At 64.6% G+C, this 24,177-nt stretch carries 17 protein-coding genes and 1 pseudogene; 5 read left to right on the forward strand and 13 right to left on the reverse strand.

Annotated features, from left to right (window positions below; genetic code table 11):
• Positions 1 to 233 precede the first annotated feature (233 nt).
• Positions 234 to 1,511 (reverse strand): PucR family transcriptional regulator, encoded by a 1,278-nt coding sequence (locus AC1M0F_RS04130; protein WP_480236925.1) that lies wholly within the window; start codon positions 1,509 to 1,511, stop codon positions 234 to 236.
• Between the two features lie 205 nt (positions 1,512 to 1,716).
• On the opposite strand from AC1M0F_RS04130, the gene AC1M0F_RS04135 reads away from it, so the two are divergent.
• From AC1M0F_RS04135 to AC1M0F_RS04145, 3 genes are all read left to right on the forward strand, one after another.
• Complete coding sequence (locus AC1M0F_RS04135) at positions 1,717 to 2,277, forward strand: DUF1269 domain-containing protein (RefSeq protein WP_480236926.1); 561 nt, start codon at positions 1,717 to 1,719, stop codon at positions 2,275 to 2,277.
• Between the two features lie 185 nt (positions 2,278 to 2,462).
• A complete protein-coding gene (locus AC1M0F_RS04140) occupies positions 2,463 to 2,933 on the forward strand; it encodes a hypothetical protein (protein ID WP_480236927.1) in 471 nt (156 codons plus the stop codon).
• 34 nt (positions 2,934 to 2,967) lie between these two features.
• Positions 2,968 to 4,146 carry an AI-2E family transporter gene (locus AC1M0F_RS04145; protein WP_480236928.1) on the forward strand — a complete coding sequence of 393 codons (1,179 nt, stop codon included), beginning with the start codon at positions 2,968 to 2,970 and terminating at the stop codon, positions 4,144 to 4,146.
• On the opposite strand, the gene AC1M0F_RS04150 is transcribed toward AC1M0F_RS04145, so the two are convergent.
• The 6 genes from AC1M0F_RS04150 to AC1M0F_RS04175 all read right to left on the reverse strand — a co-directional run bounded on the left by AC1M0F_RS04150 (position 4,126) and on the right by AC1M0F_RS04175 (position 13,107).
• Positions 4,126 to 4,476: a three-helix bundle dimerization domain-containing protein gene (locus AC1M0F_RS04150; protein WP_480236929.1), complete on the reverse strand. Its 351-nt coding sequence runs from the start codon at positions 4,474 to 4,476 to the stop codon at positions 4,126 to 4,128. The genes AC1M0F_RS04145 and AC1M0F_RS04150 overlap by 21 nt on opposite strands.
• Before the next feature lie 176 nt (positions 4,477 to 4,652).
• A complete protein-coding gene (locus AC1M0F_RS04155) occupies positions 4,653 to 5,519 on the reverse strand; it encodes an alpha/beta hydrolase fold domain-containing protein (RefSeq protein ID WP_480236930.1) in 867 nt (288 codons plus the stop codon).
• Positions 5,516 to 6,970, reverse strand: coding sequence for an NAD-dependent epimerase/dehydratase family protein (locus AC1M0F_RS04160; protein WP_480236931.1), 1,455 nt, complete (start codon positions 6,968 to 6,970; stop codon positions 5,516 to 5,518). Before AC1M0F_RS04160 ends, AC1M0F_RS04155 begins: the two co-directional genes overlap by 4 nt.
• Positions 6,967 to 9,219: a glycoside hydrolase family 3 C-terminal domain-containing protein gene (locus AC1M0F_RS04165; protein ID WP_480236932.1), complete on the reverse strand. Its 2,253-nt coding sequence runs from the start codon at positions 9,217 to 9,219 to the stop codon at positions 6,967 to 6,969. The genes AC1M0F_RS04160 and AC1M0F_RS04165 overlap by 4 nt, the downstream gene beginning before the upstream one ends.
• Positions 9,220 to 9,221: 2 nt before the next feature.
• Entirely contained in the window at positions 9,222 to 11,714 is a 2,493-nt protein-coding gene (locus AC1M0F_RS04170) for an alpha-L-rhamnosidase (RefSeq protein WP_480236933.1), read from the reverse strand.
• 46 nt (positions 11,715 to 11,760) lie between these two features.
• Positions 11,761 to 13,107: an MFS transporter gene (locus AC1M0F_RS04175; protein ID WP_480236934.1), complete on the reverse strand. Its 1,347-nt coding sequence runs from the start codon at positions 13,105 to 13,107 to the stop codon at positions 11,761 to 11,763.
• Between the two features lie 144 nt (positions 13,108 to 13,251).
• Between AC1M0F_RS04175 and AC1M0F_RS04180 the strand changes: the two are divergent.
• Together AC1M0F_RS04180 and AC1M0F_RS04185 are read left to right on the forward strand one after the other, a co-directional pair.
• Positions 13,252 to 13,383 (forward strand): annotated as a pseudogene (locus AC1M0F_RS04180) (LacI family DNA-binding transcriptional regulator); the annotation flags it as partial.
• A 120-nt stretch (positions 13,384 to 13,503) separates the two neighbouring features.
• Complete coding sequence (locus tag AC1M0F_RS04185) at positions 13,504 to 14,223, forward strand: substrate-binding domain-containing protein (protein WP_480237359.1); 720 nt, start codon at positions 13,504 to 13,506, stop codon at positions 14,221 to 14,223.
• A gap of 63 nt (positions 14,224 to 14,286) precedes the next feature.
• Here AC1M0F_RS04185 and AC1M0F_RS04190 read toward each other — a convergent pair whose 3' ends face one another.
• Genes AC1M0F_RS04190 through AC1M0F_RS04215 form a run of 6 tightly spaced genes read right to left on the reverse strand, consistent with a single transcriptional unit; the run spans position 14,287 to position 24,019 of the window.
• A complete protein-coding gene (locus tag AC1M0F_RS04190; protein WP_480236935.1) occupies positions 14,287 to 15,069 on the reverse strand; it encodes a coniferyl-alcohol dehydrogenase in 783 nt (260 codons plus the stop codon).
• A complete protein-coding gene (locus tag AC1M0F_RS04195; RefSeq protein ID WP_480236936.1) occupies positions 15,059 to 16,303 on the reverse strand; it encodes a family 1 glycosylhydrolase in 1,245 nt (414 codons plus the stop codon). Before AC1M0F_RS04195 ends, AC1M0F_RS04190 begins: the two co-directional genes overlap by 11 nt.
• Before the next feature lie 55 nt (positions 16,304 to 16,358).
• Positions 16,359 to 18,629 carry a glycoside hydrolase family 3 N-terminal domain-containing protein gene (locus tag AC1M0F_RS04200; RefSeq protein ID WP_480236937.1) on the reverse strand — a complete coding sequence of 757 codons (2,271 nt, stop codon included), beginning with the start codon at positions 18,627 to 18,629 and terminating at the stop codon, positions 16,359 to 16,361.
• A gap of 57 nt (positions 18,630 to 18,686) precedes the next feature.
• Complete coding sequence (locus tag AC1M0F_RS04205) at positions 18,687 to 20,180, reverse strand: glycoside hydrolase family 43 protein (protein WP_480236938.1); 1,494 nt, start codon at positions 20,178 to 20,180, stop codon at positions 18,687 to 18,689.
• Positions 20,177 to 22,624, reverse strand: a complete 2,448-nt coding sequence (locus AC1M0F_RS04210; RefSeq protein WP_480236939.1) for a glycoside hydrolase family 2 TIM barrel-domain containing protein — start codon at positions 22,622 to 22,624, stop codon at positions 20,177 to 20,179. The genes AC1M0F_RS04205 and AC1M0F_RS04210 overlap by 4 nt, the downstream gene beginning before the upstream one ends.
• 42 nt (positions 22,625 to 22,666) lie before the next feature.
• Positions 22,667 to 24,019: an MFS transporter gene (locus tag AC1M0F_RS04215; protein ID WP_480236940.1), complete on the reverse strand. Its 1,353-nt coding sequence runs from the start codon at positions 24,017 to 24,019 to the stop codon at positions 22,667 to 22,669.
• Positions 24,020 to 24,177 lie beyond the last annotated feature (158 nt).

The following is a 24,177-nucleotide window of genomic DNA, read 5'->3' on the forward strand; positions in this document are numbered from 1 at the left end:
CACCGTCAACACGCCGCTGAACTCCGAAGCTCTCCATATGAGTCGATGATGCCAACAAAAACCCCCGCCGAAGCGGAAGGTTTCGGTGCGTTTCTGGTCGCGCTCCAGAGGTTCTCTCGCCAATGCTTGACCGACCTGAGGCTTGATCGGAGGACGAGCGCAATGCAGAGCCCGATGACCGCAGCGGACGTTTCGAACAGGGCGGTCCCGAGGAGGGCACGGACACGGCAGGGTCACCCAAGGTCGTCAAGACGCTGTGTAAAGAGTTCGGCCAGAACGAGAGCTGCCTGGGTCTCGGCCGGGCGTTCGGCGACCCCGTGGCCGAGGATGGACTGAATCCGCTCAAGCCGGTTGATGAGTGTGTTGCGGTGCAGAAAGAGCCGCTCGGCGGCCGGAGCGATACGCATCCGGGTATCGAAGAAAGTCCGGAGCGTCTGGCGCATCTCGGCCATTTCAGGGCTGTCAGTGGCGAGTCCGCGAAGCTCATGTTGAACGAACCAGCGGGCGCGTTCCTCGTCCCGGCTGAGGACGATCGCCAAGGCGGCGTCGCCGTAGGAGACTCCGCCTTTGTTGCCCAGACTGGCAGCCAGCCACAGCGCATCGGAAGCTTCCAGGTAAGTCCGCCGAAACCCGTCGGCACCGGGATGGGATTCGCCAATGCCAACCAGCAGCGACGATGGGACGTGTAGATCCTCAACTCGAGGTGCCCGCCCGGGGAGATCTGTGGTGACCCAGAGGTGAACCTTCCCTGCGTTCGTTTCATAGCGCAGCATTCGATCGCTGCCGACGAACCGAGTGAACAGGTGCACGACGCCGTCCAGGATTCGCCGCTCGACCGCACCTCCCGGAGGTACTCCGATGGCACAACTGAGGTGCCAGCCGATCAGCGGAATCCGCAGCAACCGGGTGGCTGCATCGGCGTCCACGGGCCCTCCCGCCACCAGCGATTCGATCACGCTTCGGCTGCGAACCTGTTCGGCCAGGTAGACCCGTCGGCGCTCGTCGACGATCGCGTCGGTCGCAACGCTGATCCACGAATCCATTGCCCCGGTGACGGATGTCGCCAGGCCAGGCACGAGGCGGATGCCGTCTGGGCCGGCGTCCACGGCGGCGTCTATGAGGAGCGAGAGCCACTCACGCTGCATGCGCCGCAATGCCTGAGTGATGTCCGACAACGGGATATCCCTCGCTACGATATCTTCGGCAATCTGGCGATCGATCGTCCCTGTGGCGGCTGGCAGCTCATCCTCGCCGGCAATGCTGAGCAGGGTTGTGGTCAGTACGTGCCGGGCATACGTCCGAATCAGCGGCCACGGTGCGAGCGAGTCGTGAATCTGCCCGTGCAGTGCGCCAAGAGACTGTTCCACCGCCCCGGCAACCCACCGGGTTGCGCCGTCTCCGAGTCGGGACCGCAGCTGCTGGACCTCAGGTTCCGCCAGAGAGGCCGGTCCGAGGTCACCGTCCCAATCCAGCGAGGAAATGATCTTCGCCACCGAGTCTGCGGTAGACACGCGGTCAGTCTAGCCCCAGGGATGCAGAGTGCACAGAAATGCGTCCAGGTCCGCGACAGATCGCACGATGACCCGATCACACCTTCACGGGATGGTTGATGTGTCGCGGAAAAGCCGCGGCAGTCCAATGAAAACCAACGTGATCTGGAGGTCACTTTTATGTTCGAACACAATGTCATCGCCGTCTCTTTCGAGGACCGCAGCAATGCGTACCAGGCACTCAGCGAGCTCAAGCGCGCCGGACTCGACGGGCGAGTTGAGGTGCTCGCTGCGAGCTTTCGTCACCCGCGACGAGCAGGGCCGATTCGACACCCCGGAGGGAGACGATGTCGTGGGTGGGGCCGCCACATGGGGAGGCAGCCTGATCGGGCTCATGCTCGGCGTCATCGGCGGCCCGATCGGGATGCTGTTCGGGTGGACCGGAGGCCTGCTGGTTGGAGGGGCCTTCGACATCCGTCGTGCGGACCGCTCAGACAGCGTGCTCGGCGAGATCAGCCGCTCCATCCCACTCGGCGGAACGGCCGTCGTCGCAGAGGTCAACGAGTACGCCGTCGAAGTCATCGACAAGCTGATGACCGAGCAGGGCGGGGCCGTGTACCGCCGTTCCGCAGATGTGGTCCTCGCCGAGCTCGAGGCGGCAGAGGACGCCTACGCGAAGGCACAGGAGGAAGCCGATCGGGCAGCGCGCGAACAGCGCAAGGCTGAGCGCCGCCAGAAGGCCGAGGAACAGAAGGCGGTCATCAAGGAGAAGCTCACCATCCACTGAGCCGCCGGGCGAATCGGGGCACCGAGCGTACCGCGCGGTGCCCCGATCGCCGCGACTCTCCAGCAAAGACGAGCAGTTTTGATCGGTTGGCCCAGAGCATCCGCCAACCAGGAGCGAAGGATCTTATGGAAACCGAACGAGATACGCCTGTCACCGATGCCCCCGGAGGCACCGGGCCGACGCGAATGACGCAGCACGCCCGGGAGGCGCTTTATGCGTCCATCAGTGGCGTCGCCACTCTGCTGGTCATGATGCCGTCGTCTGAGGCGTTCACCGGGCGCTCCGCCGCGAGCAGTCTCCTCGGCACCATGGGTGGCCTGTTTGCCGCAGGTCTGGTCGCCGACACGATCGCACACGCCAGCGAAAGCGGAGGGGCAACACGGCGCAGCGCGATGCGTCGCATCCTGGGAGCGTCGACCCGTGCCCTGGAAATCACCGTCGTGCCCGCCCTTCTCCTACTGCTCAGTGATACCGGCATCTGGAGTCTGAAGACAGCTCTGACGCTCGCGATAGCGATTCTCACCGTCACCCAGCTCGTGTTGGTGCTCTGGGGCTTACGCGGGAGCGCCACCACGAAGGGACAGAAGCTGGGTTACCTGGTGCTCCAACTGGCCGCGGTCGGCGGAGTCGTCCTGCTCAAGGTTTTCGTCCACTGACCCACTCACCAAAACGATCGAAGAAGGAAGAACCATGCGATCACGAAGCAGGTCCCTATGGAGCGACCCGCTCGGACGCGCCGGGATCCGCGGGGCGCAGGTGATCCTCGTCAGCGTCGTCGTCGCGGCACTGCTCTGGCTGATCAGCCGCCTGGCGGTCGTCACAGTACCTTTTGCGCTTGCCCTCATTCTCGCGGCAGCGTTCGCACCGTGGATGAAGTGGACACAGCGACGCCAGCTCCCGCCCGCCATTGGCGCCGCGCTCGTGCTCGTGTTCCTTCTCACCGTGATCGCCGGCGCGCTCGTCTACGTCGTAGCGTCCGCCAGCCAGGAATGGCGCGAGCTTACGCTCAAGAGCCAGGACGGCTTCCAGCGCATCGTGGCCTGGTGGCAGACTCTGCCTTTCTCTCTGGACCGGCGTCTCCTGGACGACGTCACCGAGCAGATCAGCGGTCTCGTCACGAGCGCCGAGTTCGGGTCCGGAGCGCTGGACGGAGTCGGCGCCGTGAGCGAAGTCAGCGCCAGCGTCGGGATCACGGCGATCGTCCTCTTCTTCCTCCTCAAAGACGGCCCGCTGATATGGGAGTTCGTCCTCCGACCTTTCGAGGGAATCGCCTACGACCGCGCGGAGCGCATCGGGCGCAAAACCGTCGCCGTTTTCGGCGGCTACATCTCCAGCACAGCCGCCGCTGCACTGTTCGACGCCGTGGGAATCCTGATCGGTCTTCTTCTTCTGCAGGTCCCCCTCGCGGTACCCCTCGCGATTCTCACCCTCCTGCTCGCCTTCATTCCGATCATCGGAGCCGTGAGCGCGGGTGCAATCGCAGCGCTTGTAGCCCTCGTCAGCAACGGACCGCTCACCGCGGCACTAGTCGTGCTCATCGTCGTCATCGTCAACCAACTCGAAGGGAACGTCCTGAAGCCGATCCTGATGGGAAAGACGGTCAACCTGCATGCGTTCGTCGTCCTGGGAGTCATCGCTGCGGGCACGGCCATCGGCGGAATAACAGGAGCTCTCCTCGCCGTCCCACTGACCGCCGCCGCCTGGGGCGTCGTCAACGTGTGGGACGGAGACAACACCCCCGCACACTGGGCACGCCCGAAGACCCGCGATCGGCCGGCACCGGCCTCAAGTGGGGCACTGCCACCCTCTGTGGCGGGCGATTCCGTCGTAGATTCGATGCCGGAGTCGTCAGCGGCCGGTCACGGTTGACCCGCCGAGAACATCCCCCAGCATCGGTCCGCGATGTCCTTCGCGGCCTGCGCGCTCGACTTCCAGTGGGTCCGGGGCCGGGTCACCGTCCGGCAGAAGAGCAGGTGCTTCCCGCTGCTCGACCATGGCGCCCTTTGCTTCCTTCTTGAGCAGCTTCTTCGCAGCTTTCTCGACGAGGACCGGAACGAAGTCACGGACTCCACCCTCGCCGAACTGCCGGTGCTCCTGCTCGACGACCTGCGCGATATGGTCGCGCTCGAGAGTGGGAAACCGCTCGGCCAGACGGTTGATTACCTGGTCAATTGCTTGAGTTTCGTCGAGCTCGCTCATGGGGACATTCTCCCGGGTCGGCGCTCGCCCAGCAACTGATTCGACGTGAATTATTGCATCGCGCAATGAATAGCGCCGTCAGCTTGCCGCGCCGTAGCGCAGCCGGGAGCCCTCGCACAAGAAGAGACAACCAACGAGCGGCTCAGACAGGGCTGAGCTCGCAGCCAGCAGAGCTGTCACCGCTCCAGCCACCCGAGGATGGTTGCGAGGCCGGCCTCGAAGTGGGTCGTACCCGGTCGATCGAGGAAGCCGTGGCGGGACTCAGGGAGTACCCGATAGGTGGTGTGCACACCTGCGACTCCAAGCTCGTTGCGGAATCTCTCTCCGGAACTGCGGAGCGAGTCTCGGTCGGCGTCGAGGAGCAGGGTCGGCGGGAAGCCTGTCAAGTTCGCGCTGCCCGGGAAGGCGAACGGGTCCCCGAGCGTGGCTCGAGAGCCGGCGTAGTTCAGGTTCATGGAGTCGACGGTCGACGATCGGAACTGTGTGATGCCATGCCTGCCGCGGATGCGCCGACGCAGTTCAGGCGAGATGGGCGGCAGCGCGGCATGGAAAGTCCCGTATGTCAGAACGAGCGATTCCGGCAGGTATTCGCCTCGATCTCGGTTTCGAAGTGTTGTCGCGGCTGCCAGTGCCGCTCCGGCGCTTGCGCCGCCGAGAATGACGCCGGGTGCGCGGTCGGCGCACCACTGCAACACGACCGAGACGTCGTCGAGCGCGGCCGGGTAGCGGGCGCCCGGCTTGAGGTCGTGTTCCTTGAGTGGCTTCAGCCAGCTGACGGCGGGCGCGAGCCGATAGTCGACGGTGATCACTGGTCGACCGGTTGCGGCGATGGCAAGAGCGACGGCGTGCGATTCGTTCTGATCGAGACTCCCGCCGATGAACGCGCCGCCGTGCACCCACAGCACGGGCGCGACGTCGCCGCCAGATCCCAGACGGAAACCATACTGGCGTGTGCGGACACTCGGGCCGCCCCGGCCTGCGACGGCCACGTCGTCGAAAGTGACGCGGCTCTCATAGCGGGCAACCCACGCCTTCGACTTCACAGCAGCGCCACCGCGTCGACCGCGGTCGTCTCCAGCTGGGCCAGGAAACGGTTCTGCTCGGCCTGGTCGGGGTACCCGCCTGGGTCGGTGACACAGATGGGACACCAGTGTCCGGCGGTCAGGATCAGCCGGGGGCTGCCGGTAAAGGTGTGCCCGAGCGCGCACCTCCAGTCGAGTGGCGTGGCCACCGCTCCCGGCGTCGGCGCCGCCGTCAGCAGTTCTCCGCCTCGGAAGATAGCGACTCCGGCGAGCACGTCGGTGTCCCATGAGCTTTCCGGGATCGTTTCGTCGTAACCATGATCAAGGAGCACTGGCTCACGGCTTGGGCGAGGGGGCCAGAACGTGGACCAGTCGCCGATTGCTGCTTGAGCGGCTCGGGACCCGAAGTAGGCGGTGATACGTTCTTCGTCATTGTCAGCGAGGAAGCGCATGGTCCCGCGCGGTTTCATCGTGAGTGGTTTCATCACGAGCTTCTTCACGAAGGCCGCCGGCAGGCGCCCAGCTATCCGCAATGTCGGGTTCGAGGCGACCGCGCGGGCGAGCGCATCCTCGAAGGTGTCCACTCGGAAAGGCACCAACTCGTGGAGCCTGTCTGAGTCGGTGTACCACTGGCCATGGAAGTTCTGGGTCGCGAACCAGTACCGCTCATACCAGGAGCGGACATCCTTCACACCGAGCGCTGCCGTCATCCGGGTCTGAAGTTCCCAGTTGGTCAGGCGCCAGGATGTTCCCCCGCCGATGTTGTATATGCCGCCCCAGAATTCCTCCGGAGCGCTGTCGCAGACCCCGACCATCAGCCTGGCGGCATCCTCAACGCTCACCCACTCCATCACCCCGGCGAAGGGAGAATGGGTCATGATCGGGTCACGGATCTCGAGCATCCCGGGATGGAAGATCCCGGTTTGCCGCAGCCACACCCACTTCGGCAATCCCGAATCGACAAGCTCCTTCTCGGCGATGATCTTGCTCTGCCCGTACTCGTCGTACCGGGCCACCCGGAGCGGGTCGCCGATTCGTCCCCAATGATGGGGCGGGTTGCGGTCACCGGTTTCCGCCACCGAACCGATGCCAACCACTCCGATGCGCGACGGGTCGGGCTGCGCTTTCACGGCCCGGATGATGTTCCGCATGCTGCCGACGTTGACCCGGTGGGTAAGCTCCGGGTGGTCGTCGGCGAATGGGGAGACCACCGCGCCGATGTGCAGGATGAAGTCGGCTCCGCGCACGCAGCGCTCTACCGCCGCGTAGTCGGTGAGATCGCCGAACACCACCTCGAGGTTCGGCATGTCCTCGTAGCGGCGAATGATCGATAGATCTTTGGGGTTCGGCAGCACCAGCGCGATGACGTCGAACTCGTCCCGGTCCCGGAATGCATTCAGGACGGCACGGCCCCAGTTCCCGGCTGCACCCGTGAGGAAGACGCGAGTCGGCTGGGCGGGCGCGAGGGTCATGCCTTCGCCGCCGCGGGGGATTTGGACAGCTGCATCATTTGCTCCAGCGCCTCCGGCGGGATCGCTCCCTGCGTGAACGCGAGGAACTGCTGCATCGGCATGGATTCCACCATCTTCAGCTGGTCCGGGTTCTCCGCTGCCTGCTGTGCCTGTTCCTCGCTCATGCCCGCCGCCATCCCCTGCATCAGCAATGGCCCGACGAGCGGGTGCCCGAACCAGTCCCCCACCGTCGAATCGAGAGTCAGTTCGCGCACGATGGAGTCGCCGGTGAGGGTGATCGCTTGTTCACACAGGACGGTGGACGCGTCCGCGGCGATCTGCACCCGATATTCGCCGGCCGGGACCACCCACTGGCTGAGCTCGACGTCCCAGTACGCGAACGCGCGCCGGTCCAGTCGGAGTGAAATGGTGGTGATCTCCCCCGGCTGGAGGGAGACCTTCGCAAAGCCGCGGAGTTCGCGTGCGGGGCGGCGCACAGCGGTGTCCCCGCCGGCAACGTACACCTGGACGACGTGTTTACCGGCACTGTGGCCGGTGTTGGTGACGGTCACTGACACGTCGACCTCGGCGTCCCCGACCGCCTGGATGGTGAGGTCGTCGGTGCTGAAGGTGGTGTAGCTGAGGCCGTGACCGAATGGGTAGCGGACGGGCACTCCCGCGGTGGTGTAGTACCGGTAGCCAACGAAGATGCCTTCGCCGTAGCGGACATGCCCTTGCTCGCCTGGGAAGTTCAGCCAGCTTGGGTTGTCCTCCAGACGTAGGGGGATGCTTTCGGCGAGGTGGCCGGACGGATTCACGTGCCCGAAGAGCACGTCGGAAAGTGCGGAGCCGCCGGCCTGTCCGAGGAGCCATCCCTCGACGATGGCGTCCACCTGGTCGTGCCAACCTTCAAAGGACACGACGCCTCCATTGGAAAGCACCACCACGGTGCGCGGGGCGGCCTGTGACACAGCACGGATCAGGTCGACCTGGTTCTGCGGAAGGGTGAGAGTGTCCCGGTCGAACCCTTCGGACTCCTCCCGGTCGCTCAGCCCCACGAAGAGGATGGCGACGTCGGCGCGGCCAGCTACCGCCGTGGCTTCCTCGATCAGTCCAGCCGGGTTGCCGGAATCGTCGAGAGTGAACCCGTGGGCGTGCTCGACGGTGACACCGTCGGTCCAGGATTGGTCGCTGATGGCATCGAGGGCTGCATCGACCCTCGTCGGATTGATGTGAGAACTGCCGCCGCCCTGGAAGCGTGGTTCCGTGGCGAACGCGCCGATCACGGCGACCCGTGTGTTTGCCTGCACCGGGAGTGTGTTGTCGTCATTCTTCAGCAGGACGATCGAGTCGGCCGCCACTTCGCGGGCCAGGGCGTGATGTCCGTCCACGTCGAGATCGTCGGTAGCGTCGTGCGGGAGTTCTGTGAGCGCGAGGACTCGGCGCACCGCTTCGTCCACGAGGTCCTCCTTGAGGGTTCCAGCGCGGACCGCGTCGACGATCTGCTGGTCGGTGGCACCACCGTTTCCCGGCATCTCGAGGTCCATACCGGCTGCTACGCCGGCAACGCGGTTGCTGACCGCGCCCCAGTCGGAGATGACGGCGCCCGTGAAGCCCCAGTCACCGCGGAGAACGTCGGTCAGAAGCCAGCTGTTCTGCGATGCGTAGATCCCGTTGACCTTGTTGTAGGAGCACATCACGGTTGCAGGACTCGCTTCGGTGACGACACGTTCGAATGCAGGCAGGTAGATCTCACGCAATGTTCGCTCGTCGACGTCCGCGCTGATGCGCATCCGCTCATGCTCCTGGTTGTTCGCGGCGAAGTGCTTCACCGACGCGCCCACACCGGCCTGCTGCATCCCGGTGACGTGCGCCGCGCCGAGGACACCGGAAAGGTAGGGGTCTTCGGAGTAGTACTCGAAGTTCCGGCCGCAGAGGGGGCTGCGTTTGATGTTCACGCCCGGCCCAAGGATCACGGATACACCGAACGCACGTCCTTCCCGGCCAACGGCTGCGCCGACGCGTGCTGCGAGCTCCGGGTCCCAGCTGCTGCCGACCGCGACGGCGAGCGGGAAACACGTCGACGGCAGGCTGTCGTTGATGCCAAGGTGGTCGGCGTCGCCGGCCTGGCGACGCACACCATGGGGGCCGTCGGTCAGGACGATCGACGGTATCCCCGCTTCCTCGATCGGTTTGGTGGACCAGAAGTCACGTCCAGAGAGGAGGGATGCCTTCTGCTCGAGGGTCAATATTGAGAGGTCGACGGTCATGTTCAGGCTCCTTGTGAGGCGGCTTCGAGGGCCGTCGTGAGGTCGGATCGGAGTTCGTCGCTGGCCCCGGGCACGAAGCCGAGCATGGTGCGCACGGACATGGCGGCGGCTTCCGGTGCGCTGCCGTCCAGTGGTACCCCGGGATAGTGGGCGCTGAAGGCCTCGGTGAAGAGTTTCCAGGCGAGTGCATCGTCGGCGACTTGTCGGAGTGTCGAGTCGAGGCTGAAAACAGCTCTCAGGTTGGCGCCTTCCGGCAGTTCATATTCCCAGTGATGTTCGCCCGGGCCGACGGTGACCGCGGAGTCGACGTCGGGGTGGAGTGGAAGCACGACCTCTGCTTCCACGCCTTCGGGTACAGCTATGCGCACTGACGCGGTTCCGCTCTCAAGGACCCACGCAACGCTGATCTCGCCGTAACGGGTGTGGTGCCGCAGGGATGCAGTGGTCAGGTCTCCCCCGGGTTGAGGAGCGATGCGCACGCGTCGGTAGCCGGGTTCGAGGGCGGTCAGGCCCCCGATGGTGCGGTGCATCCAGTCGACCACGGCGCCGAGGGCGTAGTGGTTCAGGGACGTCATTCCGGACGGGTTGATGGTGCCATCGGGCCGGATCGAATCCCAGCGTTCCCAGATGGTGGTAGCGCCCATGGTGACCGGGTACAGGAAGGACGGGCATCCGGTTTCGAGGAGCAGGAGGTACGCCGCGTCGAGGTGCCCGGTGCTCGAGAGAGCGTCGGTGACGAGTGGTGTTCCGGCGAAGCCGGTGGAGATGCGGTAGCCGGCCTTTGCGACCAGGGTGGCGAGCCGGTCTCCCGCTCGACGTTTCTGGTCTTCGTCGAGGATGTCGAAGGTGATGGCGAGGGCGTAGGCGGTCGCCGTTTCGTTGACGACGCGTCCCTTCGCGGTCACATACTCGTTCATGAAAGCCGTGCGAACGCGTTCGGCGAGGGCTTCGAATTCACTAGTGTCGCCGTCGTGGCCGAGAATACGGGCAGTGTCAGCCATCTCCCGCGTGGTCTTGCACAGGTATGCGGCGGCGACGAGGTGCCGGTCAGTCTTCCCGCCGGCGGGGTTGTCCATCGGGGCGTCGGGGTCGAGCCAGTCTCCGTATTGGAATCCGGAGCTCCACAGCCCGTCGTCGTCCAGCAGCGCGGCGACCTGCCGGATGAATGCGGTCATCGAGGTGTATGCGTCCGCAAGGATCGTCGAGTCACCGTACTCCTGGTAGAGCGCCCACGGCAGGCTCACTGCCACGTCGCTCCACAAGGCGGTGGGTGACGATGGGGTGGAGAGGACGTCCGGTACGACCCAGGGCACAAACCCCTTCTCTCCCTGCTCCGCGGCAAGGTCCTGCAACCAGGAGCCGAGAACGCCGCGGACATCGTAGAGGAACGACGCCGTCGGGGCGAACGCGTTGATGTCGCCGGTCCAGCCGAGCCGCTCGTCACGCTGTGGGCAGTCCGTGGGCACGCCGACGAAGTTGTCCCGCATCGACCAGACAGCGTTGGAGTGCAGGCGGTTCAGGAGATCGTTGGATGTTTCCAGCCAGCCCGTTCGGGTCATGTCGCTGTGCACGACGATTGCCCGCACGTCCTCGGGCTTGAGCTCGCCCGGCCAGCCGTCGATTTCGGCGTACCGGAAACCATGGAAGGTGAATCTCGGTTCGAAGGTTTCGGAACCCTCCCCCCGGGCGGTGTAGACATCGGTGGCTTTCGCGGTCCGGATCGTCTCGACGTCGATTTCGCCGTCGGTCAACGTTTCCGCGTGCCTGATGGTGACGGTGTCACCCGCCGCAGCATGCACAGTGAACCGTACCCAGCCCGAGATGTTCTGTCCGAAGTCCACGGTTGCGCGTCCGTTGGAGTTCGTGCTTATCGAGACAGGAACGAGTTCCTCGATCCGGCGGATCGGCGGAGCGATCGGCTCCATCAACGCCTCAGCGGGCCAGTCAATGTTCTCCACCGGATGCCAGTCCCTGTCATCGAATCCCGGCTCGTTCCAGCCGGTCGGGTCGAGGCGAGCGTCCACGACCTCGCCGTCGTAGATGCTCGACGAACGGATGGCTCCTGTCGCTGCCCGGAAGGAGTCATCCGACACAATCGTCTCAACACGATCGGAATATTCGAGACGCAGTTCCGCCCAGAGAGCGGGGAGGTCGCTGTAGTGGTTGCGTCGTTCCTCCCAGCCCAGTCGACCCAGCGCCCAGCCTTCGCCGACGATCGCACCGAGAGCGTTCTCGCCAGTCGTCACGGTGTCGGTGACGTCGTAGGTACAGACGGCGAGCCGGTGACGGTAGGACGTCCACCCGGGTGCGAGGACCTCGTCGCCGACCCGTTTACCGTTCAGCCAGGGTTCGACGAGGCCAATGGCGGTGATTCGCAGGGTTGCGCGCACCAACCCTTCCGACGCCTCAAAGGCACGTCGGAAGTACGGTGCCGGGTCACCTTCACCTCCTGCCGGGAAGGTGGGGGTGATGAAGGCTGCTGCGGGTGCAGACATGGTGGGGCTCCTTGATGCTTTTACGCGGGCAGTTGAGACGAACGGGTCAGCGAACCGATTTGATGCGAAGAACGACGAGCCCGCCCACGAAAACGCAGGCTGCGGCGACGACGAACAGGAGGGTGTAGTTCTTGTCGCCGGCCGTCGCTCCGATCGCGAGGAAGAGAGGGGCGATCAACGGTGCCGAGGCCTGCGGGATGGAGGTCGCGAATCCCGTGATGCCCATGAAACGGCCGGCGTCTGTCTCGCGCTCGGGGAGAACGTCGAGCAGCAGCGCCTGATCGACCGCCGCGAAGCCACCGATACCGACGGAGACGATCAGTGAGCCGGCGATAAGCGCGGGCATCTCGGTCGAGAACGCCATCGTCAGCATTCCGATTGCCATCAGCGACCCGGAGATGATCAGGAACAGGCGACGACGACGCAGCTTGTCGGACAGGAAACCTCCACCGATTGCACCGATGGTTGTGGCGAGAACACCAACTCCTCCGAGGAGCCCGATGATTCCGGCGACCTCTGCGACCGGGATGCCCAGGCGCGACGCGAAGAAGAAGGCGGTGAAGGTCGTGTTGAGGGTGAGTCCGAAGTAGAAGAGGAAACGAGCGAGCCAGTTCCAGGAGAAGTCGGGGTAGCGGCGGGGGTTGTAGAGGTACTTGCCGAGGAGCGAGCGAACCGTGATGCGTTCGTCAAAGCGGTTGCCGCGGCTGTCATCTTCATGCACGAACAGCACGAACAGCGCGACAAGAATGACCCCGACAAGGCCAGGAACCAGGAACAGCATCAACGGGTCGCCGGTGAGTCCGGATGCGATAACGACACCGAATACCGGAGCGATCTGGGTCGCAAAGCCCGTAAGACCGGCGACCTTCCCGCGCTGCGACTCTGGCAGCCGGTCCGCAGTTGAGATTTGGAGGTTGCTCAGCACCTGGCCCCAGCCAAGCTGCGCGAGGACCCACCCCAGCCCCAGAACCAACACGGAGGGAGCCAATGCCATAACGACGAGCGAGAGGACACCGAGCAGCGTGCCGACGATCATGAAGGGGCGCCGGCGGCCCAGCCGGGTGCGGGTTCGGTCGCTGGCAACCCCGAGGAAGGGTGCGGAGATCATGACGACAAGTGCGCCGGCCCCCGTGATGAAACCAAGGTATTCCTCGTGCCCGGGAGCCAGTTCCTGCACCCGGATCGCGAGCGAGATTGCCAGCGGGGTGATGAAAGCCATGAACACGCCGAACTGGGCGAGGACCATCAGCCAGATGTACCGGGGGCCGACCTTGGGCAGACCACTGGACGAGGCGGTTTCCTTCTCTAGCGCCTCCGGGTCCACCGTGGCGGTGGGGAGAGGTGAAGGTGCGGGCGGGACGACGGGTTCATCGCCATACGGGTGCGGGTTCATTTGGACTCCATTGTCTGGCCTAAGGCTACGGGCACTAGCGCGTGCTAGTTCGTGTTGAGGATGCTACATTGGTGGCACTAGCACGCGCAAGTTAATCGGGTGACAATCCGTGGAGGAGCCAGAGTGAGCCAGGCGGACAAACGGGTGACTGCGGCGGACATTGCGCGATCGCTGGGGATATCTCGCGCAACCGTAGGGTTCGTTCTCAACAACACATCAGGCCAGACCATCTCCCCTTCCACGCGGAAGCGAGTGCAAGCAGAAGCGCTGAGAATGGGATATCGACCGCACAATGCAGCGAGAGCTCTTGCCACCGGTCGCTCTCACCTCATCCTCCTGGTTCTTCCTGACTGGCCGATCGATTTCAACCTTCGCCGGAACATAGAAGAGGCATCCTTGGCCCTCGACGAAGCCGGGTATTCGCTGATCACCTACACGCCCCACCCGACGAGCCAGGCGCGACCGCTGTGGGAGACACTTCAACCCGATGTCGTGATGTCGATGACTCAATTCAGCCAGGAACAGGTCAGGTCGATCAGGGCCGCAGGCATCTCCAGACTGATCCCGGACCCGGAAAGCTCCAACGCGGAGTATCCGGAGGCCGGGCCCGGTCTGCAGGTCGAGCACTTATACGACCTTGGCCATCGGCGCATCGCGTTCGCCGGCTCGCGAGACCCCCGGGTCGCAGACCTGGTGGCCCTACGAAGGTCCCACGCCGAAGACGCGGCGGTTTCTCTCGGCATCTCCCCCCTTGTCACCGCCGATGTCGACCACCTTTCAGCAGACCTCCCTGATTTGGTTCGCTCCTGGGTCGCCGAAGGTGTCACTGCAGTGGCCGCGTATAACGACGACATCGCTGCGGCAGTTGCCGGCACAGCGCTTCGCCTGGGCATCCGTGTGCCGGATGAGTTGTCGGTGATCGGACACGACGATGCCCCGATCGCCCAGATGTTCGAGCCCCGTTTGTCGACTGTGCGCGTCGACATCGTCGGCCTTGGGCGATACTTCGCGGCGCTCGCCGTCAGTGCTGTCGACGGAACCCCGGTGCCGCCTCCTGGGCCAGTCGCAGCCGTTGAAGTTGTAGCACGGGCCTCCTCGGACAAAAAAGCACAGTGAGCCGTTACCCTCGTTTCCGCGAACGGGCCGCCCGCCGGACGCCCCTGCACATCGTTCGCCTGTCTACACCACGGTCGCCTGGAGCGCGGCAAGACCTCCGTCAACCGCAAGATCGGCGCCATTCACGTAGGACGCACCTCTGCTGTTGAGAAACAGCAGAGGCTCGACCTGCTCATCAACGGTTGACGCGCGGCCGCTGGGCCGAAGGCTCTCGGCAAGTAGTTCGGGTGGGAACGCCTTCTGACTGACGTCGAGCAAAGGCGTCTGCACCTGTCCGGGGCTGGTCGTGTTGATCCGAAGGCCACGCTGTCCCAGGAGGCTCGACTGTTGGAGAGTCCAGACGGTCAGCGCCTCTTTACTGAATGGATACCCGTGCCCAGCTCTTCCTGCGTGTTGGTCGTACCACGCCACACCGAGGTCGAAGGTGGATGTCGCGACGAACTCACTAACAACGTCAATGTGGGTTCGCCAGGCGCCGGCATTGCTTGATGACACGCTGGCGATCGCGCTGCCGGCGGGCATCTGTTCGATCAGCCGCTCGGTCAGCAAGCGGGGCCCGAGAAAATTGACCTTCAGGATTTCTGACGACGGTAGGACCGGCGGGGCCCCGGCGCAGTTGAAGAGAGCATCGATGCGTCCACTGATCCGCGAAACCACCCGCTCGATCGAATCGACCGATGCGAGGTCGATACTGTGGAATTCGCCTACCCCCATGGGCGGGGTGCGTCGGCTCAACCCGACCACCTCGGCTCCGAGCTCGACGAGTGCGCGCGCGGTGGCCTCGCCTACTCCGGAGGAGCATCCCGTGACAACGACGCGTGCGCCCCTGTAGTCCTCAAAGATCATCCTGTCCCTTACCGCGTGTGGTGACGTGAGCAAATTGCGGGTGCCCCTGACGGGCGATGTTCCCCAACCAGGCGAGGCTTGGCTTCGGCGTGCGCGCGAACGTCGTGTGGTCGACCGCGATGAGACCGAAGGTCGGCTCCCAGTGGCCCCACTCGAAATTGTCGAGGGCACTCCAATGGAGGTAGCCGCGCACGTCGACGCCGTCGTCTTTGGCCTTGAAGAGGTGAGTCAACGCTTCGGATGTGTACGCGATCCTTCGAGTGTCATCGGCCGTTGCGATGCCGTTCTCCGTCACTACCACGGGCACCCCTTCGGTGACCTGCCAGGCGTGGCGCACGGCCGTGCCCAGAGAGTCCGGGCGGTAGGGCGTGCCCACAAGCGTGTTATCGGGATGCGGAGGGTTGGGGACGAGACCGCCCTCATCGACCGCTTGAGTCGAGTACGCCTGAACCCCGATAAAGTCATCGCCGCGCGCAGCCTCGAGGAACACATCTTCTCGCGCGTAGCGTTCTTCGTGTAGTCGTCGCTCCGACGCGACGTCCGCAGCGTGGAGCGCAAGGTTCGCGACTGTCCAGCCGACCGCAGCGCTGGTGCGTTCACGAACGATCACGCGGGCAGCATGGTGAGCCTCAATCAGCCGCTGCGTCGCCTGTGGCAACGGTAGGGGAAGAACAAAACCGCCGTCGCGCTGGACGGTGGGTGTGTCCATGTCGGGCACTGCACCGCTGTTGATCGCAGATGCCATGAGCATCATGAACGCGAACATGTTGGGCTCGTTGATCGTGCACACCCACTCCACGCCATCGAGAATGTCGCAGGCCCTGTTGACGTAGGTGGAGAAGCGGTTGACGGCGGTGTCGCCAAGCCAGCCACCTTCTTCGATGAACCAGCGCGGGCTGGAAAAGTGGTGCAGGGTAATGACAGGGGTGAGCTCGAGGCCGATCGCGGTGTCGATCATGCGGCGGTAGTGAGCGAGTTCGGCTAGGGAGAATTCGCCGGGAAGCGGTTCGACGCGTGCCCACTCGATGCCGAATCGATAGGAGTTGAGGCCGGCTTCAGCGAGCAGCCGCATGTCTTCCTCGTAGCGGTGATAGCTGTCGACGGCGTCGCCGCTCGGGCCCAACTGCGGCATCCGCTGCTCGTAGACCCACCAATCACTGTTGACGTTGTTGCCCTCGATCTGGTGCGGGGATGTCGATGCTCCCCACAAAAATTCCGGTTTCGGATCCGTCATTTCGTTCTCCGTTCGTGTTGCATCAGCGCCATGGGATGCGCGTGCTCGAGGCCCCTCATGCGCGGACCGACAGTGTCGTGGACAGTTGGGCGGTGGAGTCTCCGCCGACCCAGATGTCGATATCGGTCACGTCCTGGACGAATCCGCGCGTGACTGCGCTCCAAAAGCGAAGCTGCTCAGGGCCGAGCGGGAAAGTGAGGGTGCGTGTTTCACCCGAAGCGAGCGTGACACGCTCGAATCCCTTGAGTTCGCGCACCGGGCGCGAGGACGTTCCGTAGCGCTGGTGGATGTACAACTGAACGACCTCGTCTGCGGGTCGGTCCGAAGTGTTGCTCACAACGACCGACACCGACGTGGTCTCGCCGATACGGACAATGCTCTGCTCGAGGCGCAAATCTGAGTATTCGAACGTCGCGTATGACAGTCCATGCCCGAACGGGTAGAGCGGGGTGCTGGGCTCGTCGAAGTATCGTTCGCCCTGGTTCTCGGGCTGGAATGTGCGGTAGTGCGCGTAGACCAGCGGCACCTGGCCGACGTGGCGCGGCCAGGTGAACGGGAGACGGCCGGCGGGCGAAACGTCGCCGAAGAGCACGCTGGCGACAGCGTCCCCTCCTCGCGTGCCCGGGTACCACGCCTGCACAATCGCCGCGACGTTCTCGTCGGCCCATCGCAGGTCGAGCGGGCGGCCTGAGACCATGACCACGACGATGGGTGTTCCCGTTGCCGCGATGCGCTGCAGTTGCTCCAGTTGGCGGCCAGGGAGGTCGAGTGTGGCGGTGGATGCCTTCTCTCCTGCCTGGTTTTGCCGCTGGCCGACGACGACGATGGCGACATCGGCGGAGGCAGCGACGTCTACCGCTCTGGCGATCTCGGCCTCATCGTCCCAGTCGTCTGGAGTTACCTCTACTGTCGGGTCGGCGCGGTCGAACTCCGACGCGTACACCCGCTCCCGGATGCCGGCACCGGGAGCGTACGAGACACTCGCTTCACCAAGACGCGATGTGAGCCCCTCAAGGATCGTGACTGTCTCGGTGGTGTCGTGGTCGAACACCCATGGTCCGAGCAGGTCGCGTTTGCTGTCGGCGAGCTGTCCGATCACGGCGACGGAGTTCAGCGTGTCGGCCGCGAGCGGCAAGGCGTTCTCTGCGTTCTTCAGCAGAACAATCGAGCGCTCCGCAGCCGTGCGTGCGACCTCGCGGTGTGCGGTGGCACCCAAGACACCTGCGGTCGCTGCGTCCTCAACGAAGGGACTCTCAAACAGCCCGAGCCGGAACTTCGCTTCGAGTACGCGGCGAACGGCGGCGTCGAGCGCGTCTTCACTGACCAGGCCGTTAGCCACCGCCGCTGGAAGGCGGGAGTACGCCGCGTCTGCCATCACCATCTCCATGTCGAGACCGGCCTCGAGTGCGCGGGCGGCGGCATCCTGTAGGTCCCGTGCGAAGTGCTGGGTCTCCAGCGAGCGGACGGCGTTAGCATCGGAGACGACGAAACCTTCGAAGCCCAGCTTGTCTCGGAGGATGTCGGTCAGCAGCCAGCGGTTGGCGGAGGCGGGCACTCCGTTGAAGTCCATGTAGGCGCTCATGACGTTTGCAGCACCGGCGTCGATCGCCGCCTGGAATGGCGGCAGGTACACGTTCCACAGTTCGGAGTCGGACACGTCGGCGTCGTCGTAATCGCGCCCGCCGCGTGCGGCGCCGTAGCCGGCGAAGTGCTTCGGGCCGGCGAGGACCCGGTCGGCACCGAAGTCACCCTGGAAGCCCCGCACCTGCGCAGCGGCAACCGCAGCGCCCAAGACGGGGTCTTCCCCTGCGCCCTCGAAGATCCGACCCCATCGAGGGTCCCTGGCGATGTCGACCATCGGAGCGAACGTCCAATGAATGCCTGCCGCCCGCGCCTCGCGAGCGGCGACGGCCTGCGCTTGTTCGATAATCTCGACGTCCCAGCTGGCGGCAAGGCCGATGGGGGCCGGGAAGATCGTACGGAGCCCATGGACCACGTCGAAACCGAAAAGCAACGGGATGCCGAGACGGGTCTGCTCAACCGCCATCCGCTGCAGGCGGTTGATGACTGTCGGGTTCGTGACGAACAGTGCAGAGCCGGCTCCGCCGTTCGCCACTGCGGCCTCGACGGCCAGGGGCTGCTCCAAAAAGGCGCGGTGCTCCGGAGGAAGGGACTCGATGTCGAGTCCCTCGGGCAGTTCCATACCGCCGAAGTAGAAGTATTGGGTGATTTGCCCGGCCTTCTCTTCGATAGTCATCTGTGAGAGGAGGTCGGTGACGCGGGCCTCGACGGATGCTGTGGGTTCGCGATAGAGCGGTTCGGTCATGTGTTTCTCGATTCGTGGGATGTGGTCCGCGGCCGTTACAGATGCGGAAAAGGATGCTCAGGCTGCTGAGGTCGTGCCGGGGTCGGCCGCGTACTGGATGGAGTGCACGCGGATCTGGCCGGTCAGCGCTTCAACACCGAAGACCCGCCCGGTGAACCCTCCGGCGACCTCGGTTGACAGGTAACGCCCGTCGAAAGCGCCGAAGATGTGCTCCGCGCCAGCACCCGCGACCGCCAGCTCGACCAGGTCCGGCTCCATCGATACCCCGTGAGGCAAAACGTGAGGGGCCTTGGCGCTGATGCGCAGTGTAGGCACGGTCGCAGCGGGCACGTCCCAGCGTCCCATGGCGTGCACGATCGGGCCGATCGCTACCGTCGCTTCGACAACTGAGCCGTCATACGTCAGGCCGTACCAGTGGTGATCGTCGACTCGCAGCACGAATCTGCCCACGGCACCATCCGCGATGGGCTGCAACTGGGCCGACGCGGTCCAGACGACGTCCGTCGCACGCGCTGCCAGGATCGCCTTGCCAGGCCCGGCATCCGCGTCGATCACGAGACCTCCGCCATCCGCAGGACGGGTAAACGATTCAGGGAAGCGCCCGACCCCCAGCCACCGGGCGTTGAGATCCGGCGTGTCGAACCGATCGTGGAACGAACGGTCCGCCGACGGAACCGAGAAACGGGATTCGTTCACGACAGGCCAACCGTCGACCCAGTTGATCCCGGCCAGGAACGACTCGCGGCCGTTGACGTGGAAGCTTGGTGACTGACCCCGCGGGCGGACCCCTAGGTACACGGCGGCCCATGTGCCGTCGGCCAGTTCGATGAGATCTGCGTGGCCGGTGTTCTGCACCGGGTGGGCCAGGCTTCGGTGGCTGAGGAACGGGTTGTCGGGCGCCGGTTCGAACGGACCGTCGAGGGTTCGGGCGCGAGCGATCGTCGCCGCGTGCCCGCGTTCGGTGCCGCCTTCGGCCAAGAGCAGGTACCACCAACCGTGGATGCGATAGAGGTGGGGTCCTTCCGGAAAGGCGAGTCCGGTCCCCTGCCAGAGCGGTCGTGGATTCTCCAGCATCGCCCCGGTTTCCGTGTTGATGGGGGCAGACTGGATGCCGGGCAGGTCGGGGCTCAGCGAGCACCAGGTCACGTGGGCGGTGCCGTCGTCGTCCCAGGCGATGTCTGGATCGATGCCAATGGCGCCGGTGATGTGGACGGGATCCGAGTACGGGCCTTCCGGGTTCTCGGCATGGATGAGGAAATGGCCGCGTCCGTTGGGAATCTCGTTGACGTTGGTGCCGATGATCCAGAATCGCCCGTTGTGATGGCGGATAGTCGGGGCAAAGATGCCGGCGCTCGGATAGCCTTCGTGCTCGGCGATCTGGTTGGCGCGGGTCAGTGCATTTCCGACCGGAGTCCAGGTCAGCAGGTCTGCGCTGCTGTGTATCGGGATACCGGGCAGGTACTCGAAGCTGGAGTTGATGAGGTAGTACGTCTCGCCGACGCGACAAATGGACGGATCCGGGTAGAAGCCGGAGAGAATTGGGGCGGTCATCTGTGGCTCCCTCGGAGGGCCGGCTCGGCCGTGCCGAGGTTCTGGTTGGCGACGGTCGTTTGTAGGATCAGCGATTGTTCGCCGAGCCGAGTCGAGGTCACGCGCACGTGGACCTCACCGGCCTGCCCTGTGGCGCGCACGATTGCGAGTGCCCGGCCTCGGTAGGTGGTGTGTACAGCGTCGACGAAGTTCTCTGTGGTGGAGGGTGCGGCGCTGCCGAGCGCGGCGAGAACGCCGGGGCCCGAAACGCTCACCGAGACACGATCGACGGATGCCGCGTCGACGATCCCGTCTTCGTCAGCGAGCTCGATCCACACGTAGGCGAGGGCATCGGCACCCTGTAACTCGTCGGTCTCTGCGCGCAAACGCAGTCGCGGTTGCTGGGCGGAGCGCAGGCTGGCGCGGCCGGTCTCCTGTCCGTTTCGGTAGGCGACCGCGACGATCTCGCCCGGTTCGTACGGGGTGCGGAAGCGGGCGACGAAGCCTCGCTTCGGACCGGCCGGTCGTCGGCCCAGTGACCGGCCATTCAGGATCAGCTCAACCTGATCTTCGGCCGAATAGACCTCGACCTCGGCTGTTCCGGTGACCCCACGCCACGACCAGGTGGTCAGGGCATCCGTGGACAACCACGGACTCCTATTGGCACGCTGGCCTGCACGGTCAAGCGGTCTTACGGCGATGCCGGGACGATCAGTGATGCGCCACACCGCCTGAGCGAGCAGCAGCGTCGCAGTCGGTGCACCCGTGATGTCGAACACACCGCAGCCGGCGAGGATACCCGGGTACGGCTTGGCGATCCCGCCCGGTTCGCGGCCATACGACCAGAATCCGAGGCCGACTTCGCCCAGGTAGTCCCACCCGGTCCAGCCGAAGTCACCGATCACTCCTGGGACCGAGGTCACGCGCTTCCAGATAGCGGGCAGGTCCCCAGGCATCGACTCGGTGCCGACGATGACGCGGTCCGGGTAACGCTTCCGCGCGCGCCGGTAGCTGGCGTAGCCGTAGTTGTACCCGGCAATGTCGACACGTTCAAAGATGCCGCGCGTGGCCTTGTCGGCGGCAGGCAGCGTGGACGCAAGCACCATCATCCGACCGAGCTTGGCAGCAAGCATGTTCGCCGCGGTACTGGTGGCAGGTGTCCGCTCGGGAGGGGTTTGGCCTGCGCTGCCGGGTTTGGCCCGGGCGGCCATCATGGCCAGCAGCGGGTTGACGGCGATCGTCGTCGGACGGGTCGGGTCGACCTCAGTGAAGAACGCCTGGATCTCGCTGGCGAGGGCGACGCCGGTTGCGATGGCGGACTCGGCTATCTCGTTACCGATCGAATACATGATCACCGATGGCCTGTTCCGGTCAGTGGCGATCATCGCGGCAGCATCCGCACGCCATTCGTCACGGAACCGCTCCGCGCCGTCGTGGGGAGTCTTTTGCCCGAACCAGACATCGGTGAGCTCGTCCATGACATACAGCCCGAACTCATCGCAGGCATCGAGGAACGCCCTCGAAAGCGGGTTGTGCGCGCTGCGAATCGCGTTGTACCCGGCCGCTTTGAGCAGCCGGGCCCGCCGGCGCTCAGCATCGGTCCACGTTGCAGCACCGAGCGGTCCATTGTCGTGGTGCACCGCCGCGCCCCGGAGGAGAACTTTCTCACCATTGACACGGAGGCCCTGCCGAGCGTCGACCTCGACCGTGCGAAGCCCGGTGCGGATGAGACGTTCGTCGAGTGTCTCACCGTCGGCAGAAGCGCTCACTCGCACGTCATACAGGTGAGGATGCTCCGCTGACCAGAGTCGCGCATCGGGAATCGGGATAGTCAGGCGGGCCACCGCATCCGAGATAGACGTCTTGCGGCGCGCAGCAAGCTGTCCGTCACATTCAAACTCGATGACGACCTCGGCGGATGCCGGGATCGGGCCGTCGACGTGTACCTCCACATCGACGGCCGCGCCCCCACTGCTGTGACCGACGGCTCGAGTCACCAGGCGAACGCCATCTCGCGAAATGCTGACGGCTCCCGCCGACTCCAGCCACACGGGGCGGTAGATGCCCGACCCGGTGTACCAGCGACTGTTCGGCACGTTCCGGTTGTCGACTTCCACTTCGATCAGCACCGACTCCCCGGGCACGATCCCGTCCAGGGGAACGCTGAACTCCCGGTACGGGCTGTCGCTGCGTCCGATCTCCTGTCTGTCCACGACGACGCGGGTCGTACCGTAGACGCCCTCGAACGTGAGCTGGTACGACCGCTCCCCTGCGTTCACGGGAGCCGTCCACCGTTTGCGGTACACATACGTACCGCCGGCGAAGAAACCGCCGTGGTTGTCGGTGCCGGCATCCGCTGACCGCGGCTCGCCGATCATCGCGTCGTGAGGAAGGCGGACGGGGATGCCCGTATCCTCGCCGGTGCGGTGGAAGGTCCATCCGTCGGTGAAAAGAGTCGTCGTCATGGTTCAGCTCCAAGTCAGTGGCAAGGGAACATCTGGCGGTGTTCAGCGGACGCTCTTGACCTTCCACTGCACCATGATTCCGGCGATGATCGTGAGGACCGCGGCGATGAGGAAGAGAAGGCCATAGTTCTTTTCGTCTCCGCTTACGCCGATCAGGATCAGCGGGGCGGCGGCCAGCGGTGCGAAGCCCTGCGCGATCGACGTCGAGTAGCCGTTGATGCCGAGGAACCGGCCGGCGTCCGTGTCCTTCTCAGGAAGGACGTTCAGAACGAGCGCCTGGTCGACGGACGAGAACACGCCCAGGGCGAGACCGGTCAGGGCAGATCCCACGAGGAGAACGGCGAAGTCGCTGCCCCCAAACGCGAGCGTGATTGCGCCGATGGTGTAGACGATGCCGGAACCGAGGACGAAGATCTTTCGACGTCCGAGCTTGTCAGACAGGATTCCACCGAGGAGCGCTCCGACCCCGGTGACTGCGAGGCTCACGAGCGAAAGGATGACGATGATGCCGCCGATGTCAGCGACCTGTCCGCCTTCGCTGAGCCGCGAGGCAAAGAACAGAGAGGTGAACGTGGTGGAGAACGTCACGCCGGTCATGAACAGGAGACGTGCGAGCCAGTTCCAAGCGAAGTCGGGGTAGTCACTCGGCTTGAAAACCATGCTCCTGAGGACCTTGCCTGTGCTCATCCGGTCGGGGAAATCGAGGTCGCGGGTGTCGCGCTCGGGGACAAAGGCGAACCATGCAAGCATCGCCAGAAGCCCGACCGCGCCCGGTACGAGGAAGACGAGGAAGTTGTTGCCGATGAACGCGCTGGCAAGGCCGACACCGACGACCGGCGCAACCATCTGAACGAACCCGGTCATACCAGCGACTCGCCCGTACTGAACTTCAGGCAGTCGATCAGCCTGCGATTGGATCAGGGAGTTCATCGCGGTGCTCCACCCCGCGGAAGTGATGATCCAGCCCACGATCAGAACCGGAATGCCGCTGGCAGAGGCGACCACCGCGAGCCCGATGAAACCGACGATCGCGCCACCGAGCGCGAACTGACGACGCCGGCCAAACCGCGATCGTGTGCGGTCACTCCAGAGGCCCATGAGCGGACCGGTGATCGTGGTCACAATTGCGGCAATACCGATGATGTAGCCGAGCACCTCGACGTTCGCCGGCGCCAGCTCCTGAACACGCAATGCGAGTGAAATACCGATAGGTGCGACCAGCGCGACGTAAGCACCGAACATCGCCAGCAGCAGGAAAGTGATGTACTTCGCCTTCACGGGCGTACGGATCGCTCCCGTGGCCGTGTTCTCCGCGCGCGTATCAGCAGCAAGTGCCTGCTGGGCAGGCGAGGTTGAAGCGCCTGGCACCGTCGGTGCGTTTGGGTTATCCGACATGATGACTCCTTTGTCTTGGGCCGGGGCATCCGGCTTGTCACATGGGTTGTTGCAGTGCAGCTCACAGTTCGTTACCACGTGACAACTCAGTAGAACACAGCCAATTATCACGTGTCAACTCTCGATTGTCACGAGACAATCCCGTAGGCTCTCATCAA

This window comes from Mycetocola sp. Y719 (assembly GCF_056713205.1).

Coding starts and splice junctions, on each gene's coding strand:
- AC1M0F_RS04135 (WP_480236926.1), top strand. CDS start 1,717: ATGCGTACCAGGCACTCAGCGAGCTCAAGCGCGCCGGACTCGACGGGC.
- AC1M0F_RS04140 (WP_480236927.1), top strand. CDS start 2,463: ATGACGCAGCACGCCCGGGAGGCGCTTTATGCGTCCATCAGTGGCGTC.
- AC1M0F_RS04145 (WP_480236928.1), top strand. CDS start 2,968: ATGCGATCACGAAGCAGGTCCCTATGGAGCGACCCGCTCGGACGCGCC.
- AC1M0F_RS04150 (WP_480236929.1), bottom strand. CDS start 4,476: ATGAGCGAGCTCGACGAAACTCAAGCAATTGACCAGGTAATCAACCGT.
- AC1M0F_RS04160 (WP_480236931.1), bottom strand. CDS start 6,970: ATGACCCTCGCGCCCGCCCAGCCGACTCGCGTCTTCCTCACGGGTGCA.
- AC1M0F_RS04165 (WP_480236932.1), bottom strand. CDS start 9,219: ATGACCGTCGACCTCTCAATATTGACCCTCGAGCAGAAGGCATCCCTC.
- AC1M0F_RS04170 (WP_480236933.1), bottom strand. CDS start 11,714: ATGTCTGCACCCGCAGCAGCCTTCATCACCCCCACCTTCCCGGCAGGA.
- AC1M0F_RS04175 (WP_480236934.1), bottom strand. CDS start 13,107: ATGAACCCGCACCCGTATGGCGATGAACCCGTCGTCCCGCCCGCACCT.
- AC1M0F_RS04190 (WP_480236935.1), bottom strand. CDS start 15,069: ATGATCTTTGAGGACTACAGGGGCGCACGCGTCGTTGTCACGGGATGC.
- AC1M0F_RS04195 (WP_480236936.1), bottom strand. CDS start 16,303: ATGACGGATCCGAAACCGGAATTTTTGTGGGGAGCATCGACATCCCCG.
- AC1M0F_RS04200 (WP_480236937.1), bottom strand. CDS start 18,629: ATGACCGAACCGCTCTATCGCGAACCCACAGCATCCGTCGAGGCCCGC.
- AC1M0F_RS04205 (WP_480236938.1), bottom strand. CDS start 20,180: ATGACCGCCCCAATTCTCTCCGGCTTCTACCCGGATCCGTCCATTTGT.
- AC1M0F_RS04210 (WP_480236939.1), bottom strand. CDS start 22,624: ATGACGACGACTCTTTTCACCGACGGATGGACCTTCCACCGCACCGGC.
- AC1M0F_RS04215 (WP_480236940.1), bottom strand. CDS start 24,019: ATGTCGGATAACCCAAACGCACCGACGGTGCCAGGCGCTTCAACCTCG.